The following is a 14627-nucleotide window of genomic DNA, read 5'->3' on the forward strand; positions in this document are numbered from 1 at the left end:
ACGAAACCGTTTAGTTTTATTATAAGGGAATTGGGTCAACTATTCAGTAGAGGGAGGCACAAGTGCTTCATAATGGAACAGCAGATCGTCCCCGATCCTTCAAAGCCTTGGGTATTGTGGTTTTGACGGCGCTTTTGAGTGCCGGAGGAGGAGTATTCATTACCTCCAGAATGAACTTATTTCAACCGGCGATCGAAGCCCCTGCCGTAGCCTTGCCAGAAATTGTAACCGTGACGGGACTGGGACGACTAGAACCGCGCGGGGAAGTAGTACGCCTATCTTCTCCCTCCTCAGCAGAGAGTAATCGAATTGAGAGATTATTGGTTGAGGAAGGGAGTTGGGTGAGAAAGGGGGAAACCATCGCCATTTTGGATAGTCGCGATCGCCTAGAAGCTCTTTTAAATGAAGCGAGAGAAAAAGTAAGAGTGTCCCAAGCCAATCTTAATCGCATCCAAGCGGGAGCGCAACAAGGGGCGATCGAGGCACAACGCGCTACTATTTCTCGCATTCAAGGGGATCGCCGCACCCAACTGGAGGCACGAGAAGCCGCCATCTCTCGCTTGCAGGCTGAGTTAAATAATGCCAAAGTTGAATACGATCGCTATCAAAGCCTATACAACGAGGGGGCTATTTCCGCCAGCAATCGAGATAGCAAGCGCTTAACCTTCGATCGCCTGCAATGGCAGCTAGAGGAAGCCAAGGCAGAACGCGATCGCGTGGCATCCTCCCAACAGGAACAATTACGAGAAGCAAGAGCAACCTTAGATCGTATCACTGAAGTGCGTCCAGTAGATGTGGAATTTGCTACCGCCGAACTTAACGCCGCCCGAGCCGCCGTCGATCGCGCTCAAACCGACTTAGATCGCGCTTTTGTGCGATCCCCCCAAGCCGGACAAATTCTCAAAATTCATACCCGACCCGGCGAAATTATTGCCAGTGAAGGCATTGCCGAGATCGGACAAACCCGAGAGATGTATGCGATCGCGGAAATTTACGAGAGTGATATTAGCAAAATCAGAACGGGTCAACCTGCGATCGTCACCAGTAATGCTGTACCTGAAGAATTACGCGGAACCGTCGAACACATTGGCCTGCAAGTCTTGCGCCAAGATGTAATTAATGCCGATCCCTCTGCTAATATCGATGCAAGGGTTATTGAAGTGAGAGTTAAACTTGATGAAACCTCCAGGGAAAAAGTTCTCGGATTAACCAATTTACAAGTCACGGTGGCGATCGAACTATGAAAAAACTTTTTACAGCCTTAACCCATCGCACGCCTTTAGGATGGTTGCAACTCAAGCACGATCTGACTCGCTTACTTACGGCCATGTCGGGTATTGCCTTTGCAGATATCCTCATTTTCATGCAGTTCGGCTTTTTGAATGCCCTACTGAGTAGCAATACCTTACTCCATGAAAACTTACAAGCAGATATCGTCATTATGAATACCCAAGCGCTGAATTGGGGAGAATTATCCACCTTTCCTCGACGGCGTTTGTATCAAGCCCTTGATATTCCAGGCATTGAATCCGCAGACGTTCTTTATGTGAACTCCGTGCAGTGGAAAAACCCCCAAACCCAGCAAAAAACTTCAGTGATGGTTATCGGCATGAACCCCGATCGCTCTGCTTTTGCCCTGCCGGAAATTACGCAAAAATTAAATGAGATTAAACTCCCAGATACAGTATTATTCGATCGCGCTGCCCGAGGAGAATATGAGGAGGCGATCGCCAAAACAGAACTGGGCGAAACCGTGACTGCAGAAATCGAACGCCGCACCGTCTCTATTGGCGGACTATTTAGCATGGGGGCTTCTTTTGCAGCAGATGCGGTGATTATTACCAGCGATCAGAACTTTTTGCGCTTAATGCCAAAACGACAGCCTGGGACAGTGAGTTTGGGCTTATTAAAGATCGAACCCGGGAGCGATCCGGTGCAAGTGAGAGCGATGCTTGATGCTCATTTACCTGACGATGTAAAAACCCTAACTATTGAGGAGTTTATTAACAACGAGAAAACTTATTGGGCGACCAATCGTCCTATTGGCGTTGTTTTTGGCTTTGGTGCCGCGATCGGATTTGTGGTGGGAGTGGTGATTGTTTATCAAATTCTCTCGACAGATGTTAATGCACATATAGCAGAATATGCCACCTTTAAAGCAATGGGTTATCGCAACTCTTATTTACTCGGGGTGGTATTTGAAGAGGCAATTATTTTAGCTGCTTTGGGCTTTTTTCCGGGGCTGGGAATCTCAATTGGTTTATATGCCTTAGCGCAAAAAGCAACAGCTTTACCGATGCTTATGACGACAACCCGAGCCATTGGCGTGTTAATTTTAACGATTGTTATGTGTGGTATTTCTGGCGCGATCGCCACCCGAAGATTACAAGCGGCAGATCCTGCTGATATTTTTTAATTGTTATTTGCTTATCTTCCATGATGAATAAAACACCCGTTATTGCCGTTGAAAATCTCGATCATTACTTTGGTCAAGGACAACTCCGAAAACAAGTTCTCTTTGGCATTAATTTGGAGATTTATGCTGGAGAAATTGTCATTATGATGGGTCCTTCAGGATCGGGAAAAACAACGCTTTTAACCCTTGTTAGCGGTTTGCGTTCTGCCCAGTCGGGAAGCCTAAAAATGTTAGGAAGCGAACTATGTGGGGCAAGTCAAGAACAGTTAGTACAAGCGCGTCGTCATAATGGTTATATTTTCCAAGCACATAATTTACACCAGAGTTTAAGCGCCCTGCAAAATGTACAAATGGGATTAGAAGTACACGGAACATTGACGCGATCGCAGATGCGCCAAAAAGCAACAAGTATATTAGAAGAAGTGGGTTTAGGGGAATATATAGAAAAATACCCCGATAATCTTTCTGGAGGACAGAAACAACGAGTCGCGATCGCGCGGGCATTAGTCGCCCATCCTGCTATTGTACTCGCCGATGAACCCACCGCCGCTCTTGATAGTAAATCCGGTCGAGATGTGGTGACATTGATGCAAAAGTTGGCACGAGAACAAGGCTGTACAATTCTCCTTGTTACCCACGATAATCGCATTTTAGATGTTGCCGATCGCATTGTTAAAATGGAAGATGGGCGCTTAACTGCGAATTCGACGGTTAATGCTGTTGCTTAAAATTGAATTATAATCAAATGTTACTCGACAATAACTGGAGGTAACAAATCTCGGACAGTAATGCTCAAATCGGGAAATTGTAATGGCGAAATTTGTCCGTCTTCCTCAAGTATTATCTCATTTTGATATCCGTGGGAGGTTGGGTCTTGGAAAATATGTAAACAACGCTTATTAATATCCAAAACCCAGTAATCTTTAATGCCAACCTTTCCATATTCCCGCGTCTTAATTTCCCGATCTGTTTTGCTTGTTGTATCGGCAATTTCGATGATTAAATAAATTTCACTGACGCAGGGATGATGTTCCAGATAACGTAAAACATCAGGCATTACAACAGCAACATCGGGTTCTGGTTCAGAATAATTGCTCAAAGTTATGGGTAATTGTGTCCTGACTAAAACCTGTTTTCCTAATCTTTCCTCCAACAACAATCGCGTTAAAGTCAATGCTGTCGCATGGGGTGTTTTTTGAGGACTCATTTTTTTAATAATCTGTCCGGCGACTAATTCTACAGATTCATCTATTCCTAATATTCCCACTTCAGCCATGTAGTGGTATTCCTCCACTGTCCAAAGACGTAATAAAGAAGATTTATCTATTATTTTTTCTCTTGTTTGTTGCATAATGCTAAGAGGGCGAAAAATCAGTAATGAAGAATTAGAATTTCCTATTCTATGTTTTCGTTTTCTACATTTTACCATCTTATTATCTATTTTATGTTCCTCTATCCTAAAAAATCCAGCATTTTGTATCAAAACGATCAATTTAAGATTTTCCTAAGAGCTAGAATGGTATAGATTAACAAATCGTTAAGCGCTTAACCTTGCAACAGCTATCTCAACAACGCGATACTATTCAATTTCCGGTTCAATTTCCCGCTAAGACCTTCCGGTTGAATAATGGCCTGACCGTTATTCATCAACATCTCCCAAACACCTCCGTTGTTATGGTAGATGTCTGGGTGAAAGCGGGAGTCAGTGTGGAACCCGATCCCTGGTACGGAATGGCACATTTTTTAGAACACATGATCTTTAAAGGGAGCAAGCGCGTTGCCCCAGGGGAATTCGATCGCGAAATTGAGAATCGCGGTGGAGTCACCAATGCCGCTACCAGCCACGATTATGCCCATTTTTTCATCACCACCGCAGCGCAATATCTCCCGGAAACCTTGCCCTACTTTGCCGATATTCTCCTGCACGCCAGTATTGAAGACGAAGAATTTGTGCGGGAGAGAGAAGTGGTGGTTGAAGAAATTCGCTCTTGTCAAGACGATCCCGACTGGTTAGGCTTTCAGGCTTTGTGCGAAACAATTTACGGGGAATCAACCTACGGACGCTCAATTTTAGGTACAGAGGAACAAGTACGCGATCGCACCCCCAACCAAATGCGCTGTTTTCACAAAACCTACTATCAACCCGAAAACATGACCATTGCGATCGTAGGGGGAGTCGATCGCGAAACGGCGTTATCCTTGATTGGCGATACATTTACTGGGTTTACCGTCCGTTCCGAATGTCCTACTCGTACCTTTTGTCCCCAACCTGTTTTAACAGAGATTCGCCGCACCGAGTTACGCTTACCTCGCCTCGAACAAGCTCGCTTAATGATGGCATGGACGGCTTTTGGTATCGACCATCTCAATGAAGCCGTCGGTTTGGATATGATATCGGTGTTATTGGGTTGTGGTCGATCGTCCCGTTTGGTGAGAGAATTGAGAGAAGAACAGCGTTTAGTCTGGGATATTGGTAGCGAGTTTTCTTTGCATCGGGACTCGAGCCTATTGACCATTAACGCTGATTTGGAAGAACAACATCTAGAGACCGTCGAAAGGAAAATTTGCGATCGCCTAGAACAACTACAAACCGTGCCGATTTCCGAAAGCGAATTAAATCGGGTCAAACGCTTGCTCTTAAACGATTATGCCTTTTCCACGGAAACCCCTGGTCAATTGGCAGGATTGTACGGGTATTACAGCACGATCGCAACGGTAGAACTATCTGTCACCTATCCCCAACACATCCAAAAAATGCAGGCTTCAGACTTACAGGCGATCGCTAAACAATACCTCTCTCCCGACAAATATGCCGTCACGGTCATGAAAAATCTGGGAGAGTAACATCTGAAAAATAACGAACAGGAAAATAATTCTCGATCGCTTATAATTCATAATTCATAATTCATAACTCATAACTTATAATGTCAACTCAACGCACAATTTTAAACAATGGAATTACTGTTATTACCGTGGAAAATCCGACGGCGGATATTATTGCCGGGAGATTGTTTCTGAAAGCAGGAGGGCGTTGGGAATTGCGGGAAAAAGCAGGGATTTCTCACTTATTAGCAGCAGTAATGACAAAAGGAACAAGTCATTTATCTTCAGTAGAAATCGCCGAAAAAATCGAATCCGTAGGGGCGGTGTTAGGGGCTGACGCATCCACAGACTATTTTTCCGTTGGTTTTAAAACCGTTACAGAAGATTTTCGGGAAATTTTTCAACTGGTGGGAGAAATTACGCGATCGCCGAGTTTTCCCTCAGAAGAAGTAGAACTCGAACAGTATTTAACGATACAAAATATTCGTTCTCAACAAGAACGCCCCTTTAATGTCGCTTTTAAGCAGTTAAGAGAAGCCATGTACGCGGAACATCCCTACGGTACATCTATTTTAGGCAGCGAAGAAACTGTCGGGAAATTGGGGCGCGATGACTTACAACAGTATCACCAAACCTTTTTTCGCCCAGATAATTTAGTTATTTCTCTCTCGGGGCGCATTAAACACGACGAGGCGATCGCGATCGTTACCGATGTTTTCGGAGATTGGCAAACCCCGAATTCTCCTCTCCCAGAACTCACAATCCCTTTAGTTACCTCTCAACCCACCTCTAACAAAAATCCCCAAGATAGCCAACAGGCGATCGTCATGTTGGGCTATTTAACCCCATCTGTTCGCAAAGAAAAAGATTATACCGTCCTCAAACTCCTGAATACTTATTTAGGGAATGGTTTATCCAGCCGTCTTTTTGTCGAATTGCGGGAAAAACGAGGACTCGCTTACGATGTCTCTGCTTTTTATCCGACTCGTCTCGATACCTCTCAATTTGTCGTCTATATGGGAACCGCCCCAGAAAACACCGCGATCGCCCTCGAAGGACTACATCAAGAAGTGAAGCGACTGGGAGAGGTTCTCCTCACCCCAGAAGACCTACAAGGGGCTAAAAATAAACTTTTGGGTCAATATGCCCTCGGTAAGCAAACTAACTCCGAAATTGCCCAAATATTGGGCTGGTATGAAACAATTGAGGTGGGTATTGATTTTGATACTCAGTTTCAAGAAGCTATCATAGAAGTTACTATCGAGCAGGCCTTGGAAACCGCACAGCAATACTTTCGCGGCGACCCTTATATTTCCTTGGTTGGACCTGAAGCCTTTATCAATGAACAATTTTGAGGAGGAAATTAGGGAAATGCGATCGCTTTTTATGGGAACTTTTATGCGTCAATATTGGCAGTTTATCTCTACTGTTCTCGGTGTTATTTTTCGTCATCCCATCACAGGTGCAACCCTGATTCCCCTATTACCCGACGATCGCATTATCCTCGTTCGTCGCCGAGATACAGGAACATGGGGACTACCAGGGGGAATTATTGATTGGGGAGAAGACTTAAAAACCGCAGCAAGAAGAGAATTAAAAGAAGAAACAGGATTAGAATTAGTTGAATTTGGTCGTTTAGTAGGGATTTATTCCTCCCGCGATCGCGATCCAAGAATTCATTCAATTAGTATCTTATTAGAAGTTCACGCCACAGGAACTTTAAAAGTAGAAGATACCCTCGAAATTTCAGAAGCGCGTGCTTTCTCCCGAGCAGAATTGCCATTAGGAACCCTCAGTCACGATCACGATCGCCAACTTCAAGATTATCTCAATGGTTTAACCACCATTGCTTAATTCCCGACGAAAACCTTTTTCTTCAAGCGAAATGGTTAGCATTTTGGACAGTGCATTGATTCAAGATCGGAAGAGTATTATTGTGGGGATTGCTGATAGTCAAAAAACAGCAAGGAAAAATTACAGTTAATTCTGTACTTAGTGAGAGGACTGTATTTAATACTACAATCACTGTCAAATTATAGATATAGAATTGAATGGGATATTTTAATTTATCTGTTGTTTAATGTTTAATGAGTAAAAACGAGTTATGAACGCACACCCACATTTGCTAGGTTATCAAATCACAGAACAACTCTACACAGGTAATCGCACCTTAGTCTATCGAGCCATCCGTACCAGCAACCAACAGCCCTTCGTCATCAAAATCCTACGAAACGAATATCCTAACTTTACTGAACTGCTTCAGTTTCGTAACCAATATACTGTTGCCAAAAATCTCAACTTTCCTAGCATTATCCAACCCTTAAATTTAGAAACCTACCGCAATAGCTATGCCCTAATTATGGAAGACTTTGGTGGAGTCTCCCTATCTGTTTATCTCAAAATAGCAACAGAAGAAAGCAAAATCTATAAATCTTTACCTTTAGTTGAATTTCTTAACATCGCGATCCAACTTACAGATATTCTCCACTATCTCTACCAAAATAGAGTAATTCACAAAGACATTAAACCCGCCAACATCTTAATTAATCCAAATACCAAAGAAATCAAATTAATTGACTTCAGCATTTCCTCTCTACTACCGCGAGAAACCCAAGAAATCCAAAATCCCAATATCTTAGAAGGAACATTAGCCTATCTTTCCCCAGAACAAACAGGCAGAATGAATCGAGGCATAGATTATCGTAGTGACTTTTATTCCTTGGGAATAACATTTTATGAACTATTAACAGGAGAATTACCATTTGTCTCAGAAGATGCGATGAAATTAGTGCATTTTCATCTAGCAAAACACCCAATACCTATTCATCAAATTAATTCAGAAATCCCTCTAATTCTCTCAGAAATAGTCAGCAAACTGATGGCAAAGAATGCTGAAGACCGCTATCAAACTGCCTTGGGAATCAAATATGATTTAGAGATTTGTTTAGAGCAATTACAAACCACAGGTAAGATAGAATCTTTTGAAATTGGCAAGCGAGATATAAGCGATCGCTTCATTATCCCTGAAAAACTCTACGGTAGAGAAAAAGAAGTTAATCAACTATTAGCAACCTTTGAAAGAGTTAGTAATCCCCCCCAGACCCCCCTTGGTAAGGGGGGAGGTGCAGCCGAAATGATGCTAGTAGCTGGTTTCTCTGGCATTGGAAAAACAGCAGTAGTTAACGAAGTCCATAAACCCATTGTCCGACAACGGGGTTATTTTATTAAAGGCAAATACGACCAATTTCAACGCAACATTCCCTTTAGTGCCTTCGTGCAAGCCTTCCGCGATTTAATGGGACAATTATTATCAGAATCCGACACCCAACTGCAAACCTGGAAAAATCAAATATTAGCAGCTTTGGGAGACAACGGACAAGTCTTAATTGACGTAATTCCCGAATTAGAAAACATCATTGGCAAACAGTCACCAGCCATAGAATTATCAGGCAGTGCTGCTCAAAATCGCTTTAATTTGCTGTTTCAAAAGTTTGTCAAAATCTTCACAAGCATTGAACATCCCTTAGTGATGTTTTTAGATGACTTGCAATGGGCTGATTCAGCCTCAATGAATTTGCTAAAATTATTGATGCAAGATACAGAATATTTATTAGTCTTAGGAGCTTATCGCGATAATGAAGTCTCACCAGTACATCCATTTATTTTAACTGTAGATGAAATTATCAAAACTGGGGCAACAGTAAATACAATTACCTTGCCACCCTTAACGGAATTAGATTTGAATAAGTTGGTAGCAGATACGCTAAATAGCGAGTTATCTCTTGCCCAACCTTTAACTAAATTAGTCTATCAAAAGACTCAGGGTAATCCCTTTTTTGCTACCCAGTTTCTCAAAGCCTTACATGACGATAAATTAATTAGTTTTGATTGGGATATCCAACATTGGGAGTGCGATATTGCTCAAGTCAATACCTTGGCGCTAACTGATGATGTCGTAGAATTTATGGCATTGCAATTACAGAAATTGCCAAGAGAAACTCAGGAAATGCTCAAATTAGCGGCTTGTATTGGTGCGAAATTTGATTTGAATACCTTGATAATTGTTAGTGAAAAATCTGCAAGAAAGACAGCTAAATCTTTATGGAAAGCCTTACAAGAAGGTTTGGTGATTCCCACAACCAAAATCTATAAATTTTTCACCCAATCAGATAGCGAAGAAGTATTTAAGGCCACCGGCAATCCCACGTATCAGTTTTTACATGACCGGGTTCAACAAGCAGCTTATTCACTCATTGCCAGCGATCGAAAACAAGCAACTCACCTCAAAATCGGCCAATTGCTCCTAGCACATCAATCCTCCAAGGAGCAAGAAGATAACATTTTCAATATCATCAACCATCTCGTGATGGGAATTGATGCCGATCCGTCTTCTATTCCCGTAGCTCAACTGGCAGAACTGGCCTTCTTGGCAGGCATGAAAGCCAAACTCTCCATCGCCTATCATGCTGCCATCGACTACTTCAACTTTGGACTTTCTCGACTTCCCCAAGAGGCTTGGAATACGCACTATCGCCTCATGTTCGATCTCAACCGAGAAAAAGCGGAATGCGATTATTTGGTCGGTCGGTTTGAAGAGTCCGAATTAATACTCAACCATGCCTTAAAACAAGTCACAGATCCCATAGATGCTGCCCGAATTTATGGGATTTTGATGACCCAGCGTACCACTCAAGGAACGGATGTCTTATCTGGTGTTGATGCAGGTATCAAAGGCTTGGCGGTTTTGGGAACGATCGTACCCACCGATGCCGAGGCTTTAGTGTCTCTCGTCAAGGAAGAATTACAGCAAGTCCGAGAAGCATTTACGAAGGTTTCTCCTCAAGTGCTTTTAGAGTTGCCACCCATGAGAGATCCCGTAAAGCAAAGCTGCATGAAGCTCCTTTGTATCTTATGGTCTGCGGCTTATGTGGCCGGCAATCCCAACCTCAACTGGCTGACGACCCTACGCATGATTAACTTATCTCTCAAATACGGACGAGCAGAAAGTTCGAGTTTTTCTTATTGTTCTTACGGTATGACCTTGGCTTATGAAGGTCGTTATCGAGAAGCCTATGAGTTTGGCACCGTTGCCCTAGAAGTTGACCGGACTTTCCATAACACCCAATTCATTGCTAAAAATAATAATCACTTTGGTCATGCGATCGCTCCTTATATCCGTCCCATTGCAGAGAATTTATCCTTATACCAACAGTCCTTTGAGATTTGCACTGAATTAGGCGATTTGATCTTCGGTGTCTGGGCGATTGCCTTTATGGTCTGGGCTCATCTTTTTAAAGGGAGTCCCCTACCTCTAATCGAAGAGCAAATTGAGAAATATATTGATTATGTCCGGGGAGTAAACGATCGCAATATGCTGTCTGCTTTCGAGCTTAAACAGCAATTCGTGCGAGAACTCATTGATGATAAGGCGGAGGATGGGTCGTTGACCTACGAAGGTTTTCTTAATAGCCCTTTACTGGCGCTTTGGCGGCAAAATTATTACAATCACGGGATCAACTGGTACGGTTTTCTCGTTTTACAACGGCTTTATCTCCAAGGAAATTACCAACAAGCTTTACAGGTGGCTCAATCCATACAATCTACTTTGCCTGCTAACTTTGGTTTTTTTCCGATCGTTATTTATCATGTTTACTATCCTCTGAGTTTGACTGCTATATATGAAGAAGTAGATAGTGCTACTCAAGCATTTTATTGGCAGCAAATACAAGAACAACAGCAAGTGTTGTATAAGTGGTCTCAAACTTGCCCGCAGAATTTCCTGCACAAATATCAGTTAATTTCGGCGGAGATGGCTCGGATCGAGGGCGATCGCTTGCCAGCATTAGAATTATACGACGCAGCGATCGCCGGAGCCAAAGAAAACGAATATATCCAAGAAGAAGCCTTAGCCAACGAACTAGCAGCTAAATTCTATCTCGACTGGGGTAAAGAAAAAGTTGCTGCTGGTTATATGCAGGAATCTTACTACTGTTATGCCCGATGGGGAGCTAAAGCCAAAGTTACTGATTTAGAACAACGCTATCCCCAACTCCTCGCACCCATCCTACAACAACCTCGTATTACTAATTCCTTCAAGGAAACATTGATACGAGGAACAATCTCTGCTACTCATACCTCTAGCAGTGTCTCTGAAGCCTTAGATTTGGCGACTTTACTTAAAGCCTCTCAAGCAATTTCAGGGGAAATTGAACTAGATAAACTCTTAATTACTCTCCTAGAAATAGTCATTGCCAATGCTGGGGCAAGTAAGAGTATCTTACTACTCAAACAAGATGGTTCGTTAAAATTAGTAGCCATCGTAGAAAAGGGAAAGTTACCGCAAATATTACCATCAATTCCCCTAGAATCAAGTCAAGATATAGCGATTAATTTGGTGAATAATGTTCAGCATAATTTACGACCATTGGTATTAGCAGATGCTCGGATAAGTCCTCAGTTTGTGGCAGATAGTTACATTCAAAAACACCAACCAAAAAGTATCCTTTGTAGTCCAATTATGAATAAAGGGGAATTAATAGGAGTTTTATATCTGGAAAATAACTTAACTGTGGGAGTATTTACCAACGATCGTATTGAAGTGCTAAATCTGATTTGCTCACAAGCAGCAATTTCCCTAGAAAATGCCCGTTTATATCAAGCAGCACAACAAGCCTTAACCGACCTAAAACAAGCCCAACTCACAATCGTTCAAAGCGAAAAGATGTCAGCCTTGGGTGGCTTAGTCGCTGGAGTTGCTCACGAAATTAACAACCCCGTTGGTTTCCTCAGTGGTAATATTATCCCAGCCTTAAATTACATCAAAGATATCTTTGGATTGCTCGATTTGTATCAACAAAAATATCCCCAACTAGAGCCAGAAATTGAAGAAGAAATAGAAACGATCGATCTTAACTACATCCGAGAAGACTTCCCGAAATTAGTCAATTCAATGCGGGAAGGAGTAAACCGAATTAAAGATATTAGCACTAGCTTAAGAACTTTCTCCCGCGCTGATAAAGATCATCCTATTGCCTGCAATATTCACGATGGTATTAATAGCACTATTATGATCCTCAAACATCGCCTCAAAGCTAATGAAAATCGCCCGGAAATCAAAGTCATTAAAGACTATGGTGACTTACCACAAATTGAATGTTATGCCGGACAATTGAATCAGGTATTTATGAATTTATTGAGTAATGCCATTGATGCACTGGAAGAATCAAACCAAGGGCGTAGCTATCAAGAAATTGCCAATAAAATTACTATCAAAACTGAGTTATCATCTGATCAGAAACAGGTAATAATTCGGATTAAAGACAATGGAATTGGCATGAGTGCAGAGGTGCAGGCAAAGATTTTTGAGCATTTATTTACTACTAAAGGTGTGGGAAAAGGTACGGGATTGGGAATGGCGATCGCCCGTCAAATCGTGGTAGAAAAACATAGCGGAAGGATTACTTGTATGTCAGAATTGGGCAAAGGTACGGAATTTGCGATCGCACTCCCTATTTCTCCAGAATAGTTTTATCGTTAAGCAAAGTTCTGCATTTACAAACCATCAGGAGTCCTGCGATCGCCCCTAAAAAACCATTACTAGAAAAGAAGGAACATTCATGCTACCAGATAAAATTATCCAATCCAGCACTAAAATACTTAACAAACTGCCCCTCCGTACCGTTCTGATTATTCCCTTTGTCGCACAAATCGTTGGTGCAGTAAGTTTAGTTGGCTATCTTTCCTTTAGAAGCGGAACAAAGGCAGTAGAAGACCTTGCCAATCGACTCATTGATGAAACCGGCGATCGCATCGCAGAAAAGCTGGATGTTTATCTAGCAACGGCCAATCTAGTCAATCAAATCAATCTCGATTTAATCCGCACTAAAAACCTGGATGCCACCGATCCCGATCGCTTGGGTCAGCATTTTTGGCGACAATTACAGCAATTTGATGCCGTCGATTATATCTATTTTGCCAACGAACGCGGCGGCATTGTCTCCGTCGGACGCGATTCAACTTATGGCTTTAATCTCTCCATCACCGAAGGCTTTGTTAGCGGTGATTTTAAACGTTATGCTCTCGATAAAGCCGGAAATCCTCAAACCCTCATTAATACTAGACCGGATTTCGATCCGCGCCAACGGGGGTGGTACAAATCAGCAGCCGCACTCCAAACTCCCGTTTGGAGCGAAGTCTATGCGGGTGCCTTGGAAGCATCCCTGGGAATCAGTGCCGCTAATGCCGTCTATGACGATCGCCTGGACTTAAAAGGCGTTTTGGGAATCGATTTACTCTTGGTGCAAGTGTCTGAATTTTTGCGAAATTTACAAGTCAGTCAGTCAGGACAGATTTATATTATCGAGCGATCGGGGCTAATGGTTGCCGCTTCTAACGAAGAGGGTTTATTCGTAACCGACACCAACACGGAAAATCCAGAACGACTCAATGCAGCAGATAGTCCTAATCGAATTGTGGCAGAGAGTGCCAAATTCCTGCTCTCTCGCTTTGGCGAATTCTCTCAAATTACCGAAGACTCCCACATGACCCTCAACATCGATCGCGAGGAGTATTTTTTGAAAATCATTCCTTTTCAGGACGAAGGTGGGTTAGATTGGCTTGTGGCGATCGCCGTACCAGAATCCGACTTTCTCGCAGAAATTAACGCCAATACCCAGACGACAATTATCCTCTGCGTAGCCGCCTTAGCACTGGCTGTAGCGATCGGCATTCTCACTGCCCGTTGGGTAGTACAACCATTACTGTATCTCAACCAATCTGCCCAAGAACTCGCTCGCGGTCAATGGGAAAAACAACTGACAACCGAACGACGAGATGAGGTAGGCGAACTAACCAACGCATTCAATGAAATGGCTGGTCAACTCAAAGAATCCTTTACCACCCTAGAACAACGAGTTGCCGAACGAACTGCCGAACTAGAAATCGCCAAAGAAAAAGCCGAAGTGGCCAACCAAGCTAAAAGTTCCTTCCTCGCCAACATGAGTCACGAATTGCGATCGCCTCTCAATGCTATTCTTGGCTTTACTCAGATTATGACCCGCTCTCAAACCCTCCCCAAAGAACACCAAGAAAGCGTCGGCATTATTAACCGCAGTGGCGAACATCTTCTCACCTTAATTAATAACGTTCTCGACCTCTCCAAAATCGAAGCCGGACGCATTACCCTCAACAAGAAAAACTTCGACCCTCATTGTCTCCTCAACGACATCCACGATATGTTCCAACTCAAAGCAGCAGACCAAAACTTGCAATTGTTATTAGAACCAGCACCCGATCTCCCCCGCTATATTCGCACTGATGAAGTCAAACTTCGCCAAATTCTGATTAACTTGATTAATAATGCTCTCAAGTTTACCTCTGCGGGAGGTAT

Annotated in this window: 9 protein-coding genes; 8 read left to right on the forward strand and 1 reads right to left on the reverse strand. The window is 42.9% G+C overall.

Annotation, left to right across the window (positions count from 1 at the left end):
- Nucleotides 1-62 precede the first annotated feature (62 nt).
- The 3 genes from JUI58_RS12640 to JUI58_RS12650 are packed head-to-tail and all read left to right on the forward strand — an operon-like array spanning nucleotide 63 to nucleotide 3144.
- Nucleotides 63-1244 (forward strand): ABC exporter membrane fusion protein, encoded by a 1182-nt coding sequence (locus JUI58_RS12640; protein WP_204104148.1) that lies wholly within the window; start codon nucleotides 63-65, stop codon nucleotides 1242-1244.
- The gene (gene devC / locus JUI58_RS12645) at nucleotides 1241-2416 is read left to right on the forward strand and encodes an ABC transporter permease DevC (protein ID WP_204104149.1); all 1176 of its coding nucleotides are present in this window, start codon (nucleotides 1241-1243) and stop codon (nucleotides 2414-2416) included. Before JUI58_RS12640 ends, devC begins: the two co-directional genes overlap by 4 nt.
- Before the next feature lie 23 nt (nucleotides 2417-2439).
- A complete protein-coding gene (locus JUI58_RS12650; protein ID WP_204104157.1) occupies nucleotides 2440-3144 on the forward strand; it encodes a DevA family ABC transporter ATP-binding protein in 705 nt (234 codons plus the stop codon).
- A gap of 20 nt (nucleotides 3145-3164) precedes the next feature.
- Here JUI58_RS12650 and JUI58_RS12655 read toward each other — a convergent pair whose 3' ends face one another.
- Complete coding sequence (locus JUI58_RS12655; protein ID WP_204104150.1) at nucleotides 3165-3767, reverse strand: Uma2 family endonuclease; 603 nt, start codon at nucleotides 3765-3767, stop codon at nucleotides 3165-3167.
- Nucleotides 3768-3967: 200 nt separating this feature from the next.
- Here JUI58_RS12655 and JUI58_RS12660 point away from each other — a divergent pair, with 200 nt between their 5' ends.
- The 5 genes from JUI58_RS12660 to JUI58_RS12680 all read left to right on the forward strand — a co-directional run.
- The gene (locus tag JUI58_RS12660) at nucleotides 3968-5260 is read left to right on the forward strand and encodes a pitrilysin family protein (protein ID WP_204104151.1); all 1293 of its coding nucleotides are present in this window, start codon (nucleotides 3968-3970) and stop codon (nucleotides 5258-5260) included.
- 80 nt (nucleotides 5261-5340) lie between these two features.
- Nucleotides 5341-6594 (forward strand): pitrilysin family protein, encoded by a 1254-nt coding sequence (locus tag JUI58_RS12665; RefSeq protein ID WP_239121436.1) that lies wholly within the window; start codon nucleotides 5341-5343, stop codon nucleotides 6592-6594.
- Between the two features lie 43 nt (nucleotides 6595-6637).
- Nucleotides 6638-7093 carry an NUDIX hydrolase gene (locus JUI58_RS12670; RefSeq protein ID WP_204104159.1) on the forward strand — a complete coding sequence of 152 codons (456 nt, stop codon included), beginning with the start codon at nucleotides 6638-6640 and terminating at the stop codon, nucleotides 7091-7093.
- A 250-nt stretch (nucleotides 7094-7343) separates the two neighbouring features.
- Nucleotides 7344-12764 carry an ATP-binding sensor histidine kinase gene (locus tag JUI58_RS12675; protein WP_204104152.1) on the forward strand — a complete coding sequence of 1807 codons (5421 nt, stop codon included), beginning with the start codon at nucleotides 7344-7346 and terminating at the stop codon, nucleotides 12762-12764.
- A gap of 91 nt (nucleotides 12765-12855) precedes the next feature.
- Nucleotides 12856-14627, forward strand: a 1772-nt coding sequence (locus JUI58_RS12680; protein ID WP_204104153.1) for a histidine kinase dimerization/phospho-acceptor domain-containing protein, incomplete at its 3' end; no start/stop codon positions are given.

It is taken from the genome of Spirulina sp. CCY15215, from assembly GCF_016888125.1.
In the GTDB taxonomy this organism is placed as follows: Bacteria; Cyanobacteriota; Cyanobacteriia; order Cyanobacteriales; family Spirulinaceae; genus CCY15215.

Excerpts from the sequence above, each read along its gene's own strand:
- devC (WP_204104149.1), top strand. The coding sequence starts at position 1,241 with ATGAAAAAACTTTTTACAGCCTTAACCCATCGCACGCCTTTAGGATGG.
- JUI58_RS12665 (WP_239121436.1), top strand. The coding sequence starts at position 5,341 with ATGTCAACTCAACGCACAATTTTAAACAATGGAATTACTGTTATTACC.
- JUI58_RS12675 (WP_204104152.1), top strand. The coding sequence starts at position 7,344 with ATGAACGCACACCCACATTTGCTAGGTTATCAAATCACAGAACAACTC.
- JUI58_RS12650 (WP_204104157.1), top strand. The coding sequence starts at position 2,440 with ATGAATAAAACACCCGTTATTGCCGTTGAAAATCTCGATCATTACTTT.
- JUI58_RS12655 (WP_204104150.1), bottom strand. The coding sequence starts at position 3,767 with ATGCAACAAACAAGAGAAAAAATAATAGATAAATCTTCTTTATTACGT.
- JUI58_RS12670 (WP_204104159.1), top strand. The coding sequence starts at position 6,638 with ATGCGTCAATATTGGCAGTTTATCTCTACTGTTCTCGGTGTTATTTTT.